The organism is Cupriavidus sp. GW823-FHT07B10, assembly GCF_058794355.1.
The window spans coordinates 101380-118352 of the sequence record NZ_JBXAGS010000006.1 but is presented as its reverse complement, the minus strand read 5'-3'; the positions used below and the strand labels follow the sequence as shown (position 1 = coordinate 118352).

At 65.1% G+C, this 16973-nt stretch carries 18 protein-coding genes and 1 tRNA gene; 16 read left to right on the top strand and 3 right to left on the bottom strand.

The window, feature by feature from the left end; all coding sequences use genetic code 11:
- Nucleotides 1-179: 179 nt before the first annotated feature.
- From AC1Q6V_RS15050 to AC1Q6V_RS15030, 5 genes are all read left to right on the top strand, one after another.
- Nucleotides 180-965 carry an SDR family oxidoreductase gene (locus AC1Q6V_RS15050; RefSeq protein WP_010813116.1) on the top strand — a complete coding sequence of 262 codons (786 nt, stop codon included), beginning with the start codon at nt 180-182 and terminating at the stop codon, nt 963-965.
- Nucleotides 966-1233: 268 nt separating this feature from the next.
- The gene (locus AC1Q6V_RS15045) at nt 1234-1836 is read left to right on the top strand and encodes a TRAP transporter small permease (protein ID WP_011615001.1); all 603 of its coding nucleotides are present in this window, start codon (nt 1234-1236) and stop codon (nt 1834-1836) included.
- On the top strand, nt 1833-3137 hold the full coding sequence (locus AC1Q6V_RS15040; RefSeq protein WP_010813114.1) for a TRAP transporter large permease: 1305 nt from the start codon (nt 1833-1835) through the stop codon (nt 3135-3137). The genes AC1Q6V_RS15045 and AC1Q6V_RS15040 overlap by 4 nt, the downstream gene beginning before the upstream one ends.
- Before the next feature lie 49 nt (nt 3138-3186).
- Nucleotides 3187-4215, top strand: a complete 1029-nt coding sequence (locus tag AC1Q6V_RS15035) for a DctP family TRAP transporter solute-binding subunit (protein WP_454751091.1) — start codon at nt 3187-3189, stop codon at nt 4213-4215.
- Between the two features lie 52 nt (nt 4216-4267).
- Complete coding sequence (locus AC1Q6V_RS15030; protein ID WP_010813112.1) at nt 4268-4669, top strand: acyl-CoA thioesterase; 402 nt, start codon at nt 4268-4270, stop codon at nt 4667-4669.
- A 15-nt stretch (nt 4670-4684) separates the two neighbouring features.
- Here AC1Q6V_RS15030 and AC1Q6V_RS15025 read toward each other — a convergent pair whose 3' ends face one another.
- Nucleotides 4685-5230 carry a PAS and helix-turn-helix domain-containing protein gene (locus AC1Q6V_RS15025; protein WP_010813111.1) on the bottom strand — a complete coding sequence of 182 codons (546 nt, stop codon included), beginning with the start codon at nt 5228-5230 and terminating at the stop codon, nt 4685-4687.
- A 182-nt stretch (nt 5231-5412) separates the two neighbouring features.
- Here AC1Q6V_RS15025 and AC1Q6V_RS15020 point away from each other — a divergent pair, with 182 nt between their 5' ends.
- The gene (locus AC1Q6V_RS15020) at nt 5413-6114 is read left to right on the top strand and encodes a CoA transferase subunit A (RefSeq protein WP_010813110.1); all 702 of its coding nucleotides are present in this window, start codon (nt 5413-5415) and stop codon (nt 6112-6114) included.
- A gap of 11 nt (nt 6115-6125) precedes the next feature.
- Nucleotides 6126-6764 (top strand): CoA transferase subunit B, encoded by a 639-nt coding sequence (locus tag AC1Q6V_RS15015; protein WP_010813109.1) that lies wholly within the window; start codon nt 6126-6128, stop codon nt 6762-6764.
- Between the two features lie 205 nt (nt 6765-6969).
- On the opposite strand, the gene AC1Q6V_RS15010 is transcribed toward AC1Q6V_RS15015, so the two are convergent.
- Together AC1Q6V_RS15010 and AC1Q6V_RS15005 are read right to left on the bottom strand one after the other, a co-directional pair.
- On the bottom strand, nt 6970-7452 hold the full coding sequence (locus tag AC1Q6V_RS15010) for a DUF411 domain-containing protein (protein ID WP_010813108.1): 483 nt from the start codon (nt 7450-7452) through the stop codon (nt 6970-6972).
- A 10-nt stretch (nt 7453-7462) separates the two neighbouring features.
- On the bottom strand, nt 7463-8239 hold the full coding sequence (locus AC1Q6V_RS15005) for a 3-hydroxybutyrate dehydrogenase (protein ID WP_010813107.1): 777 nt from the start codon (nt 8237-8239) through the stop codon (nt 7463-7465).
- Between the two features lie 205 nt (nt 8240-8444).
- On the opposite strand from AC1Q6V_RS15005, the gene phaZc reads away from it, so the two are divergent.
- From phaZc to pheS, 9 genes are all read left to right on the top strand, one after another.
- Complete coding sequence (gene phaZc, locus AC1Q6V_RS15000; RefSeq protein ID WP_010813106.1) at nt 8445-9326, top strand: 3-hydroxybutyrate-oligomer hydrolase PhaZc; 882 nt, start codon at nt 8445-8447, stop codon at nt 9324-9326.
- A gap of 44 nt (nt 9327-9370) precedes the next feature.
- The gene (locus AC1Q6V_RS14995; protein ID WP_010813105.1) at nt 9371-9733 is read left to right on the top strand and encodes a RidA family protein; all 363 of its coding nucleotides are present in this window, start codon (nt 9371-9373) and stop codon (nt 9731-9733) included.
- 15 nt (nt 9734-9748) lie between these two features.
- Nucleotides 9749-11977, top strand: coding sequence for a RelA/SpoT family protein (locus AC1Q6V_RS14990; RefSeq protein ID WP_454751092.1), 2229 nt, complete (start codon nt 9749-9751; stop codon nt 11975-11977).
- 21 nt (nt 11978-11998) lie between these two features.
- Nucleotides 11999-12075, top strand: a tRNA-Val gene (locus AC1Q6V_RS14985).
- Between the two features lie 360 nt (nt 12076-12435).
- On the top strand, nt 12436-14343 hold the full coding sequence (gene thrS, locus AC1Q6V_RS14980) for a threonine--tRNA ligase (RefSeq protein WP_454749836.1): 1908 nt from the start codon (nt 12436-12438) through the stop codon (nt 14341-14343).
- Nucleotides 14344-14391: 48 nt separating this feature from the next.
- Nucleotides 14392-14913, top strand: coding sequence for a translation initiation factor IF-3 (infC, locus tag AC1Q6V_RS14975; protein ID WP_078195944.1), 522 nt, complete (start codon nt 14392-14394; stop codon nt 14911-14913).
- Nucleotides 14914-15080: 167 nt separating this feature from the next.
- Entirely contained in the window at nt 15081-15278 is a 198-nt protein-coding gene (gene rpmI / locus AC1Q6V_RS14970; RefSeq protein WP_006575466.1) for a 50S ribosomal protein L35, read from the top strand.
- Between the two features lie 28 nt (nt 15279-15306).
- Complete coding sequence (gene rplT, locus AC1Q6V_RS14965) at nt 15307-15663, top strand: 50S ribosomal protein L20 (RefSeq protein ID WP_008650487.1); 357 nt, start codon at nt 15307-15309, stop codon at nt 15661-15663.
- Nucleotides 15664-15902: 239 nt separating this feature from the next.
- On the top strand, nt 15903-16934 hold the full coding sequence (pheS, locus tag AC1Q6V_RS14960) for a phenylalanine--tRNA ligase subunit alpha (protein WP_010813101.1): 1032 nt from the start codon (nt 15903-15905) through the stop codon (nt 16932-16934).
- Nucleotides 16935-16973: the final 39 nt, after the last annotated feature.

The window sequence follows — 16973 nt, the reverse complement described above, 5'->3', positions numbered from 1 at the left end:
GACTCCCGGATCGCGCGTTTTCCCTCTTTCCCTTTGCTGGTCAAGTTCTTAGAATCTCCGGCATTGTCCGGGACTCGCCACCCACAGGCAAGGATTTTTTTGGAACGGTCGTTCTTTTTTTTGATATGCTGCCTTCTGCTCCCGAATAGGCCGGAGGAGCTCCCGCACAAGAGGTAATCATGGGTTTGTCGATCAATCTGGAAGGCAAGGTCGCGCTGGTCACCGGCGCTTCAAGCGGGCTGGGCTCGCGTTTCGCGACGGTGCTGGCCGCCGCCGGCGCCAAGGTAGTGCTGGCCTCGCGCCGCACCGAGCGGCTCAAGGAACTGCGCGCGGCGATCGAGGCCGAGGGCGGCAGCGCCCATGTGGTGCGGCTGGACGTCACCGACCCGGACAGCATCCGCGCCGCGGTGGCGCATGCGGAGACTGAGGCCGGCTCCATCGACATCCTGGTCAACAACTCCGGCGTGTCGACCACGCAGAAGCTGACCGATGTGACCGCCGACGACTTCGATTTCGTGTTCGACACCAATACCCGCGGTGCCTTCTTCGTCGCCCAGGAAGTGGCCAAGCGCATGATCGCGCGCGCCAAGGGCGCCGAGCGCAACGGCAGCCCGCTGCCGCAGGCGCGGATCGTCAATGTCGCGTCGGTGGCGGGGCTGAAGGTGCTGTCGCAGATCGGCGTGTATTGCATGAGCAAGGCGGCCGTGGTGCACATGACCAAGGCCATGGCGCTCGAATGGGCGCGCCATGGCATCAATACCAACGCGATCTGCCCGGGCTATATCGATACCGAGATCAACCACCACCACTGGGATTCGGACGCCGGCCAGAAGCTGATCCAGATGCTGCCGCGCAAGCGCCTGGGCAAGCCGGAGGATCTCGACGGCCTGTTGCTGCTGCTCGCATCCGACCAGTCGCAGTTCATCAACGGCGCTGTCATCACCGCCGACGACGGCATGGTCTGACCGCCTGATCGCTGACCGGGGGGCGCAAGGCCCCCTGCATCCCGGCTGCGCGCCAAAAGCGCCGCGGGATGCCCGGACTGCACGCCCAGGGCTTATCCGGTCCCCTTGGGTGCGCCGTCGTCAGCACACATCAATCATCAGAAAATTCGTGCGTGGCGGGCCAGTCTTGGCATAATCCGCCATGTCTGCAGATTAAGTCTTTACATACAAGTAAAAAAACGCCGCGGTGGCCGCATGGCCCGAGCGGCCCGGACCGGAGGCCGGGGAGATGGAGCAACAAGAAGAGGCACGGCGCAACGCCGTGCCGCAACACGTCGTCGATTCCGCGGTGATCCCGCAGGCCGCCGACGAAGCGCAGGACGCTGATTTCCGGGTATCGCCCCGCATCGAGGACTGGGTTGGCGTGATCGTGATGGTGCTGCTGGTCGGCATCACTTTCGCCAACGTGGTGGTCCGCTATTTCACCGACGAGTCATTTGCCTGGACCGAGGAGTTCTCGGTCTTCCTGATGATCGTGCTGGCGCTGGTCGCCGGCAGCGCCGCGGTGGCACGCGATCGCAATATCCGCATCGAATTCTTCTTCGAGCGCGGCAGCGCGGCCCGCCAGCGCCGCCTGGCGATCCTGTCGGCGCTGGCGGTGGCGGTGATGTTCATCGCGCTGGCGGTGCTGGGCGCACGCATTACCTGGGATGAGTACACCTTCGGCGAGACCTCGCCGGGCATCGGCGTGCCGAGCTGGTGGTACTCGATCTGGCTGCCGGTGCTGTCTGCCGGCATCGCGCTGCGCGCGCTGGGGCTGGTGCTACGCAACGTGCGCGCGCTCAAGGCGCTGCATGAAGGCAAGGCCACCACGACGGAGAAGGCGCAATGACGTTCGTCGCCATCACCCTGTTCGTGGTCTTTATCGGCCTGATGCTGCTGGGCGTGCCCATCGGCGTGTCGCTCGGCCTGGGCGGCCTGGTTGCCATCGGCCTGTCCAATCTCGACACCCAGATGTTCGGCCTGCTGGCCGTGCCGCAGAACTTCTATGCGGGGCTGGCCAAGTATCCGCTGCTGGCGATCCCGATGTTCGTGCTGGTGGGGTCGATCTTCGACCGCTCCGGCGTGGCGCAGCGGCTGGTGACCTTTGCCATCGCCATCGTTGGTCGCGGCCCGGGCATGCTGCCGCTGGTGGCGATCCTGGTGGCGATGTTCCTCGGCGGCATCTCCGGCTCCGGCCCGGCCAACGCGGCCGCGGTGGGCGGCGTGATGATCGCGGCGATGTCGCGCGCCGGTTATCCGGGCTCGTACAGCGCCGCGGTGGTCGGCGCGGCAGCCGCGACCGACATCCTGATCCCGCCGTCGGTGGCCCTCATCATCTACAGCGTGCTGGTGCCCGGCGCATCGGTGCCGGCCTTGTTCGCCGCGGGCATGATCCCCGGCATCCTGGCCGGCGTGGCGCTGATCGTTCCGGCCGTGTGGCTGGCGCGCAAGCACAACATGGGCGCGATCGAAGCCGCGCTGCCGCGCCCGCCGTTCTGGAAGAGCCTGCGCGAGGCCGCATGGGGCCTGGTGGCGCCGTTCCTGATCCTGGGCGGCATGCGCGCCGGCTGGTTCACGCCGACCGAAGCCGCCGTGGTGGCAGTGGTCTACGGCCTGTTCGTCGGCATGGTGGTGTACCGCAGCATCGGCATGCGCGACCTGTTCACCATCTTCCAGGAGGCGGCCGAGACCTCGGCAGTGATCCTGCTGGTGGTGGCACTGGCCGGCATCTTCGCCTATGCGCTGTCGACGCTGGGGGTGATCGACCCGCTGGCGCACGCCATCGCCAATTCCGGGCTGGGCGAGTACGGCGTGCTGGCGCTGATCGTGCTGCTGCTGATGACGGTCGGCATGTTCCTGGACGGCATCTCGATCTTCCTGATCTTCGTGCCGCTGCTGCTGCCCATTGTCAATGCCTTCCACTGGAACCCGGTGTGGTTCGGCGTGGTGCTGACACTGAAGGTGGCGCTGGGCCAGTTCACGCCGCCGCTGGCCGTGAACCTGATGGTGTCGTGCCGGATTGCCCGGGTGCGCATGGAAGAGACCGTGCCCTGGGTGATCTGGATGTTGCTGGCGATGTTTATCGCCATGCTGATGGTGCTGGCCTATCCGCCGCTGGCGACCTGGCTGCCTGAGTACCTTGGCTACTGATGTTCCGCATTCACAAACAAGAATTGACGCTTTCCCGAGAGGAGATGAAATGAAACGTCGTGCCCTGATGCTCGCAACGGCTGCCGCCATTGCCGGTTCCGCCTTCGCCCCCGCCGGCGCAATGGCCCAGACCTACAAGTCCGAGTACAAGATGTCGCTGGTGCTCGGCCCGGCCTTCCCGTGGGGCAAGGGCGGCGAGATCTGGGCCGACCTGGTCAAGCAGCGCACCAACGGCCGCATCAATATCAAGCTGTACCCGGGCACCTCGCTGGTGGCCGGCGACCAGACCCGCGAGTTCTCGGCGATCCGCCAGGGCGTGATCGACATGGCGGTGGGCTCGACCATCAACTGGTCGCCGCAGGTCAGGGAACTGAACCTGTTCTCGCTGCCGTTCCTGATGCCCGACTACAAGGCGCTGGACGCGCTCACGCAGGGCGAAGTCGGCAAGTCGATCTTCGCCACGCTGGAAAAAGCCGGCGTGGTGCCGCTGGCCTGGGGCGAGAATGGCTTCCGCGAGGTGTCCAACTCCAAGCGCGAAATCCGCAAGCCGGAAGACCTCAAGGGCATGAAGCTGCGCGTGGTCGGTTCGCCGCTGTACATCGAGACCTTCAACGCGCTGGGCGCCAACCCGACCCAGATGAGCTGGGCCGATGCGCAGCCGGCGATGGCCTCGGGCGCGGTCGACGGGCAGGAGAACCCGCAGTCGGTGTTCGCCGCCGCCAAGCTGTACACGGTGGGCCAGAAGTTCGTCACCGCCTGGGGCTACGTGGCTGACCCGTTGATCTTCGTGGTCAACAAGCAGATCTGGGAAAGCTGGACCCCGGCCGACCGCGAGATCGTGAAGCAGGCCGCCGTCGACGCCGGCAAGCAGGAAATCGCGCTGGCCCGCAAGGGCCTGGCCGAGCCGGGCGCGCCGGCCTGGAAGGACATGGAGGCGCACGGCGTCAAGGTCACGCACCTGACGCCGGCCGAGCATGACGCCTTCCGCAAGGCCACCGCCAAGGTCTACGACAAGTGGAAGAAGCAGATCGGCACCGACCTGGTGACCAAGGCCGAAGGCGCGATCGCCAAGCGCTAAGCCAAGCAGAGGGCCCGCCAGACCCGGCGGGCCTGTTCTTTTGGAGGCTGTGATGAAGCACGTCTATACGGTGGTCATGCCGATCCGCTGGGGCGACATGGATGCCATGGGCCATGTCAACAACACCGTCTACTTCCAGTACCTGGAGCAGGCGCGCATCGAGTGGTTCGCGTCGCTGGGCCGCGGCGGCAAGGATGCACGCGGGCAGGGGCCGGTCATCATCAATGCGCACATGACTTTCCTGAAGCAGCTGCGCTACCCGGGCGACATCGAGTGCCGCGTCTACGCCGGCCAGCTCGGCCGCACCAGCTTCGAGACCCGCATGGAAATCCGCCGCACCGACCAGCCCGACGTGGTCTGGGCCGAGGGCGGGGCCAAGGTGGTGTGGTGCGATTACACGCAGGAGAAGTCGGTGCCGGTGCCGGCAGAGATCCGCGCGATCATCGAGGGCTGATGCCTGCCACGGGGCTCAGTGGTTGACCAGCCGCTGCACCAGGTCCACCGACGTGCTGGCCCCGTACTTCTTCATCAGCCGCGCCCGGTAGATGTCCACCGTGCGCGGGCTGATCGCCAGCAGCTTGCCGATCTGCTTGCTGGTCTTTCCCTCCACCAGCTGCGCCGCGATCTCGCGTTCGCGCGCGGTCAGCTCCGCAGTGACCTGGCGCTTCTGCGACAGATCCTCGAAGGTCCAGATCCCCGCGCCCAGCGGTTGCGTGCGGTCCAGTGCGCGCCCGGTGACATGGCACCAGAACAGCTCGCCGCCGGCGCGCTTCATGATGCGTTCGTCCGAGTACATGCCGCGCTTGCCCATGATCGGCGCGATGCGCGCGCCGGTGCGCTCGAATTCGTCGGCGGTGGGGTAGAGCACCTGGAAGGACTGGCCCAGCAGCGCTTCGCGCGTGGTGCCGAAAATGCGGCAGACCTCCTCGTTGCAGTCCTCGATCACGCGTTCGCGTGACAGCACCAGGCCCACGGGGGCAAGCTGGAAGGCGGTCTGGTAGTCGATTGCGGGCATCTGCTTATGTATTTTTACGTAATGGCGTAGCCGGCTGCGCTTGCGTATGCTGTCGGTCGGACGAGTTGCGGCGACTGTCGCCCGCCTGTTGCCGATTGTACCGTTACAATTTCCCTGCGTCGCCCGCCGCACAACCCGGTGGCGGGAAGAGCGACCGGGAACTACCGAGGAAGGAGCGAAGCATGAACAAGGTCTACGCCAGCGCCGCAGAAGCGCTTGCAGGCGTCGTCCGCGACGGCCAGACGATCGCCGTGGGCGGTTTCGGCCTGTGCGGCATCCCCGAGGCGCTGATTGCCGCGCTGCGCGACAGCGGCGCCAAGCAGCTGACCTGTATCTCCAACAACGCCGGCGTCGATGGCTTCGGCCTGGGCCTGCTGCTGGCCACGCGCCAGATCAGGAAGATGATCTCGTCCTACGTGGGCGAGAACAAGGAGTTCGAGCGCCAGTACCTGGCGGGCGAACTTGAGCTGGAATTCACCCCGCAAGGCACGCTGGCCGAGAAGCTGCGCGCCGGCGGCTCGGGCATCCCGGCCTTCTTCACCAAGACCGGTGTCGGCACCATCGTCGCCGAAGGCAAGGAAATCCGCGAATTCGACGGCCAGCAGTACGTGATGGAGCGTTCGCTGACCGCCGACGTGGCGCTGGTCAAGGCATACAAGGCTGACAAGGCCGGCAACCTGGTGTTCCGCCGCACCGCGCGCAACTTCAACCCGATGTGCGCCATGGCGGGCAAGGTCACCATCGCCGAGGTCGAGCATATCGTCGAGACCGGCGAGCTGGACCCGGATGAAATCCACCTGGCCGGCATCTTCGTGAAGCGCCTGGTGCTGAACACCACCCCCGAGAAACGCATCGAGCAGCGCACCGTGCGCGCGGCCAGCTAAGGAGACGCATCATGGCATGGACACGTGACGAAATGGCCGCGCGCGCCGCGACCGAGCTGCAGGACGGTTTCTACGTCAACCTGGGCATCGGCCTGCCGACGCTGGTGGCCAACTGGGTGCCCGAAGGCATGGAAGTGTGGCTGCAGTCCGAGAACGGACTGCTGGGCATCGGCCCGTTCCCGACCGAGGACGAAGTCGACGCCGACATGATCAACGCCGGCAAGCAAACCGTGACGACGCTGCCGGGCTCGTCGATCTTCTCGTCGGCCGACTCGTTCGCGATGATCCGCGGCGGCCACATCAACCTGGCGATCCTGGGTGCGATGCAGGTCAGCGAAAAGGGCGACCTGGCCAACTGGATGATCCCGGGCAAGATGGTCAAGGGCATGGGCGGCGCGATGGACCTGGTCGCCGGCGTCGGCCGAGTGGTGGTGCTGATGGAACACACCGCCAAGAAGAAGGATGGCACCGAGGACATCAAGATCCTGAAGGACTGCAACCTGCCGCTGACCGGCGTGGGCGTGGTCAACCGCATCATTACCGACCTGGGCGTGATCGACGTGACCGACGAAGGCCTGAAGCTGGTGGAAACGGCTCCGGGTGTCAGCCGCGAGGAAATCCAGGCCAAGACTGGCGCTCCGCTGCTGTAAGCGGGCTGAGCTCCGAAGCCTGGCAGGGCCCCTGAGGTGCGATGCGCCGCAGGGGCTTTTTTGTCGGGTCGCTTCGCTTTGGAATTGCCCGGCCGGAGCCGGCTGCATTCGCTAGCTCTTCCGGCGAATAGCCCGGCAATATCGCTGCGCACTAAGCTGGCTGCTCTCCGGCAAGGCGCAGACCCTGCCGCCCGGCAGCCGCAGGTCAGCCTGCCTGCTTGTTGTAGCTGGCGAACACCGAAGCGGCGCCGTCCGCTTTTACGATCAGCACGTCGAACGGGTCCTTGCGCGGGCCCTGTTCCATGCCGGGCGAGCCGACCGGCATGCCCGGCACGGCCAGGCCGACGGCCTTGGGCTTTGCTGCCAGCAGCTTGCGGATATCCGCCGCCGGCACATGGCCCTCGATGGCGTAGCCGCCGATATACCCGGTGTGGCAGGAGCCAAAGCGTTCCGGCATGCCGAAGCGCTTGCGGTACACGCCGGTGTCCTCGACATCATGCACCGTCACGGTGAAGCCGTTGCTGCGCAGGTGCTTGACCCAATCCTCGCAGCAGCCGCACAGCGGGCTCTTGTAGACGTCGATGGCAAGCGGCTTGGCGGCTTGCGCCAGCGCGCCGGCCACCGGTGCCAGCGCCCCGGCCGAGACCGCGCCCAGCGCCAGCGCGCGCAGGAAACTGCGTCGTTGCATCGTTTGCTCCTTACTGCGCCACCCAGCCGCCGTCCATGTTCCAGATCGCGCCGCGGACCTGGCGGGCCGCTTCGGACGACAGGAACACGGCCAGCGCGCCCAGCTCATCGGGCGTGACGAACTGTCCCGAGGGTTGTTTCTCCAGCACCAGCTCGCGCTTGGCCTGTTCCACCGGAATGCCTTCCTTCTGCGCGCGGGCTTCGACCTGCTTCTGCACCAGTGGCGTCAGCACCCACCCCGGGCAGATCGCGTTGGCGGTGACGCCGGTCTGCGCGGTTTCCAGCGCGGTCACCTTGGTGAAGCCGACGATGCCGTGCTTGGCCGCCACGTAGGCGGACTTCTGCGCCGAGGCCACCAGCCCGTGGGTGGAGGCGACATTGATGATGCGGCCCCAGTCCTTCTGCTTCATGCCGGGCAGCGCCAGGCGCGTGGTGTGGAAGGCCGAGGTCAGGTTGATGGCGATGATCGCGTCCCAGCGCTCGGGCGGGAAATCCTCGATCGCGGCCACGTGCTGGATGCCGGCGTTATTGACCAGGATGTCGGCGCCGCCGAAGTCGGACTGCGCGTAGCGCATCATGTCTTCGATCTCGGCCGCCTTGCTCATGTCGGCGCCGTGGTAGCCGACCCGGATCCCCTGGCCGGCCTGCGCGATTTCTGCCTTTGCGGCGTCCGCGTCACCAAAGCCGTTGACGATGATGTTGGCGCCCTGGGCCGCCAGCGCTTTCGCGATGCCGAGCCCGATGCCGCTGGTCGAGCCAGTCACCAGTGCGGTCTTGCCGTTGAGCATGTAAGCCTCCGTCGAGAGAAAGGAATGCCACAGAAAGGTTGCCACAGGGTTGGCGGAGCGCGCCGTGGCGGTGCGCGGCCGCGCACGCGGGACGCTGACACTGTGCTGTGGCATTGTACCCGCTGCGGCGTACAATCCAGCTTTGCTCAACCTCCGGCAGCGCCGTCTTTTTGCGGTCCGCGGTCCGGTTCGTCAGGGAGTCCAGATGTCTGCCAGTCCGCGTCTCGGTTTTGTCCAGTGCATCAGTCCGGCGGGCCTGCACCGCATGGCCTACCACGAGTGGGGCGACCCTGCCAATCCGCGCGTGCTGGTGTGCGCGCATGGGCTGACGCGCACCGGCCGCGACTTCGACACCGTCGCCAGCGCGCTGTGCGGCGACTACCGCGTGGTCTGCCCCGATGTGGTCGGGCGCGGCCGCTCGGAATGGCTGGCCGATGCCAACGGCTACGTGGTGCCGCAGTACGTGTCCGACATGGTCACGCTGATTGCGCGGCTCAACGTGGAGAAGGTGGACTGGTTCGGCACCTCGATGGGCGGGCTGATCGGCATGGGCCTGGCGGGTCTGCCGAAGTCACCGGTGCGCAAGCTGTTGCTCAACGACGTGGGCCCGAAGCTGGCGCCGTCGGCCGTGGAACGGATCGGCGCCTACCTGGGACTGCCGGTGCGCTTCAAGACCTTCGAGGAAGGCCTGGCCTACCTGCAGACGATCAGCGCATCGTTCGGGCGCCATGCGCCGGAGCAGTGGCGCGAGCTCAACGCCGCCATCCTGAAACCGGTGCAGGGCACGGACGGCCTGGAATGGGGCTTGCATTACGATCCGCAGCTGGCGGTGCCGTTCCGCAAATCCACGCCCGAGGCCATTGCTGCCGGCGAGGCCGCGCTCTGGCGCAGCTTCGAGGCCATCGAAGGCCCGGTGCTGGTGGTGCGCGGCGCGCAGTCGGACCTGCTGCTGCGCGAGACCGTGGCCGAAATGGTGGCGCGCGGCAAGCATGTGAGTTCGGTGGAAGTGCCCGACGTGGGCCATGCCCCGACCTTTGTCGATCCGGCGCAGATTGCGATCGCCCGGCAGTTCTTTACCGGGGCCTGATGGCATCGCATGCCGGCCTTGTTTTTATCAGTCAACGCATTGTCATGAGTAACCTTGAACTGAAGCGCGCCCATGTGGGCAAGCGGTTGTCCGAATACGCGGTCTATAACGGCGTGGTGTATCTCGCCGGTCAGGTGCCCGAGGTCGATCCCAAGGCCGATATCCGCGGCCAGACGCGCGAGGTCCTCGGCCATATCGACCGGCTGCTGGCCGAGGCCGGCAGCGACAAGACCCGCATCCTGTCGTGCCAGATCTTCCTGACCAATGTCGACCAGATCGGCGAGATGAACGAGGTCTGGGACGCCTGGGTGCCGCAAGGCAACACGCCCCCGCGCGCCACCGTCGAAGCCCGTCTGGCCAATCCCGATTACCTGATCGAAGTGGTGGTGACCGCTGCGCTCAACTGATGCAGGCGTTGTGACATGGTGACGTCCACCGACCTGACCGGTCGGGTCGCGGGCATTCCGGATGCCGAACTGGTCGAACGCGCACTGGCCTACGTGCGCGAGCATGGTGCCGAGGTAGCGCTGCCCACCGGCGAGACCGTGCTGTCGCACGCGCAGGGCATGCTGCGCATTCTCGACGGCCTGCGCGTCGACGACGCCGCGCGTGCCGCCGCCTGCCTGTTCGGGCTGGTGGCCTTCGTGCCCGGCACCGAGGCCGAGATCGCACCGCGCTTTGGCGACGAGGTGGCACGGCTGGTCGACGGTGTGCGGCAGCTGCTGCGCATCGGTGCCATCGCCGGCAGCCGCCCCGAGGCCGAGCCGGCCGCGCCGTCCAAGAACGAAGCGCAGGCGCGCCACGAACAGGTCGAGGCGCTGCGCAAGATGCTGCTGGCGTTTGCGCAGGACATCCGCGTGGTGCTGGTGCGCCTGGCCTCGCGGCTGCAGACCCTGCGCTGGATGGCCGAGACCAAGCAGGCGCCGCAGCCGGGCGTGGCGCGCGAAACGCTGGACATCTACGCGCCGCTGGCCAATCGCCTTGGTATCTGGCAGATGAAGTGGGAGCTGGAGGACCTGGCGTTCCGCTTCGAGCAGCCCGATACCTACAAGCGCATCGCCAAACTGCTGGACGAGAAGCGCATCGAGCGCGAAGGCTATATCGGCGGCGCCATCGAACGGCTGCAGTCCGAGCTGGCGACCGCCGGCATCCGTGCCGAGGTCAGCGGGCGGCCCAAGCATATCTACAGCATCTGGAAGAAGATGCGCGGCAAGGAGCTGGATTTTGCCGACCTGTACGATGTGCGCGCCTTCCGCGTGATCGTCGACGATATCAAGGACTGCTACACGGTGCTGGGTATCGTCCACCATATCTGGCAGCCGATCCCGCGCGAGTTCGACGACTACATCTCGCGGCCCAAGGCCAACGGCTACAAGTCGCTGCATACGGTGGTGATCGGCGATGACGGGCGCGCCTTCGAGGTGCAGATCCGCACCCACGAGATGCACCACTTCGCGGAATACGGCGTGGCCGCGCACTGGCGCTACAAGGAAGCGGGCAGCCGCGGCTATGCCGGGCAGTTCTCCGCCAGCGAACGCTATGACGAGAAGATTGCCTGGCTGCGCCAGCTGCTGGCGTGGAAGGACGATGCCGACCACAGCGTGGCGCACGATGAATCGTGGGAGCAGATCAAGCACGCCGCGATCGACGACCACATCTACGTGCTGACGCCGCAGGCGCGCGTGGTGGCGCTGCCGCAGGGCGCCACCGCGGTGGACTTTGCCTACTACCTGCACAGCGATCTCGGCCACCGCTGCCGCGGCGCGCGCGTGGACGGCACCATGGTGCCGCTGAACACGCCGCTGAAGAACGGCCAGACCGTGGAGATCATCGCGGTCAAGCAGGGCGGACCGTCGCGCGACTGGCTCAACGCGGACCTGGGCTACCTGGCCAGCAGCCGCGCGCGGGCCAAGGTGCGGGCCTGGTTCAATGCGCTCGATTCGCAGGAGACCATCGCCCAGGGCCGTGTGCTGATCGACAAGACCCTGCAGCGCGAAGGCAAGACCGCGGTCAAGCTGGAAGACCTGGCCACGCGGCTGGGCTTCAAGACGCCGGAGGACCTGTTTGCGGCAGTGGCCAAGGACGAGTTCAGCCTGCGCCACGTGGAGCACGCGCTGCGACACCCGGAGGGCGAGGTCCAGGCGCCGCTGAGCGAGGAAGACGCTGTCACCAAGAAGAGCCGCGCCACCAGCGTGGCGCGCGGCGCCAAGAGCGGCGTGCTGGTGGTGGGGGTGGATTCGCTGATGACGCAGATGTCGCGCTGCTGCAAGCCGGCGCCGCCGGACGACATCGTCGGCTTTGTCACGCGCGGGCGCGGGGTGTCGATCCATCGGCGCAGCTGCCACACCTTCCAGCAACTGGCCGGGCGCGCGCCGGAGCGGGTGATCCAGACCGAGTGGGGCCAGAAGAGCCACGCCGCGGTCTATCCGGTCGATATCCATGTCGAGGCGATCGATCGCCAGGGGCTGCTGCGCGATATCTCCGAAGTGCTGTCGCGCGAGAAGATCAATGTCACCGGCGTCAAGACGCTCTCCAGCAAGGGCGTTGCGCGCATGCAGTTCACTGCCGAAGTGTCCGAGGCTACGCAGCTGCAGCGCGCGCTGCAGTTGATCGAAGACGTCCAGGGGGTGTTGCAGGCGAAAAGAAAGTGATGCTATACTTGCGGCTTCGCTAGGCTCGTAGCTCAGCTGGTTAGAGCACCACCTTGACATGGTGGGGGTCGTTGGTTCGAGTCCAATCGAGCCTACCAACGAATTGCAGTAAAGCAGTAAAAGAAGTGTGGCAAGTCCGATTCAACCCCATACGGAACGGAAGCGCATGATGGTTATGACACCGCGAACTACTACCGCTGGCAAGCGACAGTAGTCGAGGTGCGCCTTCGACCCGGTTGGATCGGGTTTGACAAAGAGAAACGCGGCCTTGGCCGCGTTTTTTTTCGTCTGTCGCCTGTCAGCGTCCTGATAAGCTGCCGCGTTTCCGGTGCGGCAGGGCAGGGCAGCAAAGAATAAATCGCCGGTCCCGCAGGCATGCAGGGCCGGTGCCACAAGATGCAGTTTGATCCGCTCGGGCGAAGCGCAAGACGCCGCCGGCGGAATCCTGGAGAGTCGAAATGATCGCAATCACGCTGCCGGATGGGTCCCGCCGCGAGTTTCCCGGCCCGGTGACGGTTGCCGAAGTCGCGCAGAGCATTGGCGCCGGCCTGGCCAAGGCCGCGCTGGCCGGCAAGGTGGACGGCCAGCTGGTCGACACGAGCTACAAGATCGACCGCGATGCGGGGCTGGCCATCGTTACGGACAAGGACGCCGATGGCGTCGATGTGATCCGCCACTCCACGGCGCACTTGCTGGCCTATGCCGTCAAGGAGCTCTATCCGGAAGCGCAGGTGACGATCGGCCCGGTGATCGAAAACGGCTTCTACTACGACTTTGCCTACAAGCGTCCCTTCACGCCCGAAGACCTGGCCGCCATCGAGAAGAAGATGACGGAACTCGCCCGCAAGGACGAGAAGGTCGTGCGCGAAGTATGGAACCGCGACGAAGCGGTGGCGCTGTTCGAGTCGATGGGCGAGAAGTACAAGGCCGAGATCATCGCCTCGATCCCCGCCGACCAGGAAATCGGCCTGTACCGTGAAGGCAGCTTCGTCGACCTGTGCCGTGGCCCGCACGTGCCGTCCACGGGCAAGCTGAAGGTCTTCAAGCTGATGAAGGTGGCCGGCGCCTACTGGCGCGGCGACGCCAACAATGAGATGCTCCAGCGCATCTACGGCACGGCCTGGGCCAGGAAGGAAGACCAGGAAGCCTACCTGCACATGCTGGAAGAGGCCGAGAAGCGCGACCACCGCAAGCTGGGCAAGACGCTCGACCTGTTCCACCTGCAGGAAGAGGCGCCCGGCATGGTGTTCTGGCACCCGAAGGGCTGGCAGGTGTGGCAGGCCGTCGAGCAGTACATGCGCGGCCGCCTGACGGACGCCGGCTACGATGAGGTTCGTACGCCGCAGGTGATGGATCGTTCGCTTTGGGAAAAGTCCGGCCACTGGCAGAACTACAAGGAGAACATGTTCGTCACGGAGTCGGAGAAGCGCGACTACGCGATCAAGCCGATGAACTGCCCGGGCCATGTGCAGATCTTCAACCACGGCCTGCGTTCGTACCGCGATCTGCCGCTGCGCCTGGCCGAGTTCGGCGCCTGCCACCGCAACGAGCCGTCGGGCGCGCTGCACGGGCTGATGCGCGTGCGCGGCTTTGTGCAGGATGATGCGCACATCTTCTGCACGGAAGAGCAGATCGTGGCGGAGGCCAAGGCCTTCAACGAACTGGCGTTCTCGGTCTACGACGACTTCGGCTTCAAGGATGTGAAGGTCAAGCTGTCGCTGCGCCCGGACCAGCGTGCCGGCTCCGACGAGATCTGGGACCACGCCGAAGAGGGCCTGCGCCTGGCGCTGCGCGCCTGCGGCGTGGATTGGGAGGAACTGCCGGGCGAGGGCGCGTTCTACGGCCCCAAGGTCGAGTACCACATCAAGGACGCGATCGGCCGCTCGTGGCAGTGCGGCACGCTGCAGCTTGACCTGGTGCTGCCGGAGCGCCTGGATGCCGAATACGTCTCCGAGGACAACTCGCGCAAGCGCCCGGTGATGCTGCACCGGGCCATCCTGGGCTCGTTCGAGCGTTTCCTGGGCATCCTGCTGGAAAACCACGCCGGTGCGCTGCCGGCCTGGCTGGCCCCGGAGCAGGTGGTGGTCATGAATATTGCGGATTCGCAGGCGGAATACGCCGAAAGCGTCGTGCAATTGCTGCAAAAACAAGGGTTTAGGGCCAAGGCTGATTTGCGTAATGAGAAAATTACGTATAAAATCCGCGAGCATTCGCTTCAAAAGGTTCCCTACCTGCTGGTAGTGGGCGACAAGGAGCGGGATGCCAGTCAAGTGGCCGTGCGTGCCCGTGGCAACGTGGATCTGGGTGTGATGCCCGTCTCCGCGTTTGTTGAGCGTCTGCAAAACGACGTCGCCAGCAAAGCCTGATGGGTGGTGAGCACGGCTTGTTTTTTTGTCTTCTTGAGGTAACGCAACATCGCTACGGACAAAGGTCATCGCATCAACCGGGAAATCAGCGCGCCTGAGCTGCGCCTGGTAGGGGTTGATAACGAACAGCTCGGCATCGTCAAGTTCATGGACGCGCTCCGGCTGGCTGAAGATAAGGACTTGGACCTGGTCGAGATCGCGCCGAACGCGGTTCCGCCCGTCGCCCGGATCATGGATTACGGGAAGTTCAAGTACGAGGAAGCCAAGCGCGCCCACGAGGCGAAGCTGAAGCAGAAAATCATCCAGGTCAAGGAAGTCAAGTTCCGGCCGGGTACGGATGATGGCGACTACAACGTCAAGCTGCGCAACCTGAAGCGCTTCCTGGAAGACGGCGACAAGACCAAGATCACGCTGCGGTTCCGTGGTCGCGAGATGGCGCACCAGGAAATCGGCGCGCGCATGCTCGAACGCCTGAAGGCGGACCTGGAAGAAATCGGCCAGGTCGAGCAGATGCCGAAGATGGAAGGGCGCCAGATGGTGATGGTGCTCGCCCCCAAGAAGAAGAAGTAATTCCTGCGCGGTGCAGCGGCCGGGATGCCAGGCATCCCGGCGTTGCTTCGTGCGGAAGTCGCGCGCGGTCCGCAAGGGCCGCTGTGCAACAACAAGTGGATGCGGGTCTTGCAAGCGTCGGCGTGAGCCGTCCACCTGCATGCATGTCATATGAGCTGGAGTTTTTCATGCCGAAGATGAAGACGAAGAAAAGCGCCTCCAAGCGCTTTACTGCACGTCCGAACGGTTCGTTCAAGCGTGGCCAGGCCTTCAAGCGTCACATCCTGACCAAGAAGACCACCAAGAACAAGCGTCAACTGCGCGGTACTCAGGACGTCCATGAGACGAACCTGAAGTCGGTGCGCGCGATGATGCCTTACGCATAACCCCTGACGAAAACGAAAGGAGAATTACATGCCTCGAGTAAAGCGTGGGGTCACTGCACGGGCCCGTCACAAGAAAGTCATCGACGCTGCCAAGGGTTACCGCGGCCGTCGCAATAATGTCTACCGCATCGCCAAGCAGGCGGTCATGCGTGCTGGCCAGTACGCATACCGCGATCGCCGCAACAAGAAGCGCGTGTTCCGCGCCCTGTGGATTGCGCGTATCAATGCCGCGACGCGTGAGCATGGCATGACCTACAGCGTGTTCATGAACGGTCTGAAGAAGGCCTCGATTGAACTGGACCGCAAGGTGCTGTCGGACATGGCTATTCACGACAAGCCTGCCTTTGCCGCCATCGTCAACCAGGTGAAAGCCACCGTTGCCTGATGCCGGCTGCGGCAGCGCGTAAGCGCTGCCGGGCAAGCACCGACCGCAAGGTCGACCGCCGACTGCAAGGTCCGCTGAAACGGGGCTCCTCACCGAGCCCCGTTTTTATTTCGAATGCCGTTTCAGTTGCCGCTATCCGGTTGCCGAGACCGCATTCGAAACGAACACCGCACGTAGTGCCAACCCACGTCGGACCGGTGCGTACCGGCCCCGACGCCAAAAATCCCACGACCGCCGCCATGTCTCAGGATCTGGATCAAATTGTCGCCGATGCCCAGGCCGCCTTCGCTGCTGCCAACGACAACGCCACGCTGGAAAACGAAAAGGCCCGCTTCCTGGGCAAGACCGGCGCGCTGACCGAACTGCTCAAGGGCCTCGGCAAGCTCGACCCGGAAACCCGCAAGACGGAAGGCGCCCGCATCAACCAGATCAAGCAGCAGGTTGAAGCCGCACTGCAGGCACGCCGCCAGGCGCTGGCCGATGCGCTGATGAACGCGCGCCTGGCCGCCGAGGCCATCGACGTCACGCTGCCTGGCCGTGCGGTCAGCCGCGGCAGCCTGCACCCGGTGATGCGCACGTGGGAGCGCGTCGAGCAGATCTTCGGCTCGATCGGTTTCGATGTGGCCGACGGCCCCGAGATCGAGACCGACTGGATGAACTTCACCGCGCTGAACAATCCGGACAACCATCCGGCGCGTTCGATGCAGGACACGTTCTACGTGGATGGCCGCGACAGCGAAGACAAGCTGTTGCTGCTGCGCACGCATACCAGTCCGATGCAGGTCCGCTACGCCAAGATGCATGTCGAGAAGTACGCCGGCAAGGCGATGCCGCCGATCAAGGTGATCTGCCCGGGCCGTACCTACCGTGTCGACAGCGACGCCACGCACTCGCCGATGTTCAACCAGGTCGAAGGCCTGTGGATCGGCGAGGACGTCAGCTTTGCCGACCTGAAGGGCGTGTACACAGACTTCCTGCGCAAGTTCTTCGAGCGCGATGACATCCAGGTGCGCTTCCGCCCGTCGTACTTCCCGTTCACCGAGCCGTCGGCGGAGATCGACATGGCCTTCGGCAATGGCAAGTGGCTGGAGATCTCCGGTTCGGGCCAGGTGCATCCGAACGTGCTGCGCAACATGGGCCTCGATCCCGAGCGCTATATCGGTTTCGCGTTCGGCTCCGGCCTGGAGCGCCTGACCATGCTGCGCTATGGCATCAACGACCTGCGCCTGTTCTTCGAGGGCGACGTGCGCTTCCTGCGCCAGTTCGCCTGACGCGCCGCCGTCCCCTCGTCAACGACCACACAGAATACT

Excerpts from the sequence above, each read along its gene's own strand:
- AC1Q6V_RS15050 (WP_010813116.1), top strand. The coding sequence starts at position 180 with ATGGGTTTGTCGATCAATCTGGAAGGCAAGGTCGCGCTGGTCACCGGC.
- AC1Q6V_RS15045 (WP_011615001.1), top strand. The coding sequence starts at position 1,234 with ATGGAGCAACAAGAAGAGGCACGGCGCAACGCCGTGCCGCAACACGTC.
- AC1Q6V_RS15040 (WP_010813114.1), top strand. The coding sequence starts at position 1,833 with ATGACGTTCGTCGCCATCACCCTGTTCGTGGTCTTTATCGGCCTGATG.
- AC1Q6V_RS15035 (WP_454751091.1), top strand. The coding sequence starts at position 3,187 with ATGAAACGTCGTGCCCTGATGCTCGCAACGGCTGCCGCCATTGCCGGT.
- AC1Q6V_RS15030 (WP_010813112.1), top strand. The coding sequence starts at position 4,268 with ATGAAGCACGTCTATACGGTGGTCATGCCGATCCGCTGGGGCGACATG.
- AC1Q6V_RS15025 (WP_010813111.1), bottom strand. The coding sequence starts at position 5,230 with ATGCCCGCAATCGACTACCAGACCGCCTTCCAGCTTGCCCCCGTGGGC.
- AC1Q6V_RS15020 (WP_010813110.1), top strand. The coding sequence starts at position 5,413 with ATGAACAAGGTCTACGCCAGCGCCGCAGAAGCGCTTGCAGGCGTCGTC.
- AC1Q6V_RS15015 (WP_010813109.1), top strand. The coding sequence starts at position 6,126 with ATGGCATGGACACGTGACGAAATGGCCGCGCGCGCCGCGACCGAGCTG.
- AC1Q6V_RS15010 (WP_010813108.1), bottom strand. The coding sequence starts at position 7,452 with ATGCAACGACGCAGTTTCCTGCGCGCGCTGGCGCTGGGCGCGGTCTCG.
- AC1Q6V_RS15005 (WP_010813107.1), bottom strand. The coding sequence starts at position 8,239 with ATGCTCAACGGCAAGACCGCACTGGTGACTGGCTCGACCAGCGGCATC.
- phaZc (WP_010813106.1), top strand. The coding sequence starts at position 8,445 with ATGTCTGCCAGTCCGCGTCTCGGTTTTGTCCAGTGCATCAGTCCGGCG.
- AC1Q6V_RS14995 (WP_010813105.1), top strand. The coding sequence starts at position 9,371 with ATGAGTAACCTTGAACTGAAGCGCGCCCATGTGGGCAAGCGGTTGTCC.
- AC1Q6V_RS14990 (WP_454751092.1), top strand. The coding sequence starts at position 9,749 with ATGGTGACGTCCACCGACCTGACCGGTCGGGTCGCGGGCATTCCGGAT.
- thrS (WP_454749836.1), top strand. The coding sequence starts at position 12,436 with ATGATCGCAATCACGCTGCCGGATGGGTCCCGCCGCGAGTTTCCCGGC.
- rpmI (WP_006575466.1), top strand. The coding sequence starts at position 15,081 with ATGCCGAAGATGAAGACGAAGAAAAGCGCCTCCAAGCGCTTTACTGCA.
- rplT (WP_008650487.1), top strand. The coding sequence starts at position 15,307 with ATGCCTCGAGTAAAGCGTGGGGTCACTGCACGGGCCCGTCACAAGAAA.
- pheS (WP_010813101.1), top strand. The coding sequence starts at position 15,903 with ATGTCTCAGGATCTGGATCAAATTGTCGCCGATGCCCAGGCCGCCTTC.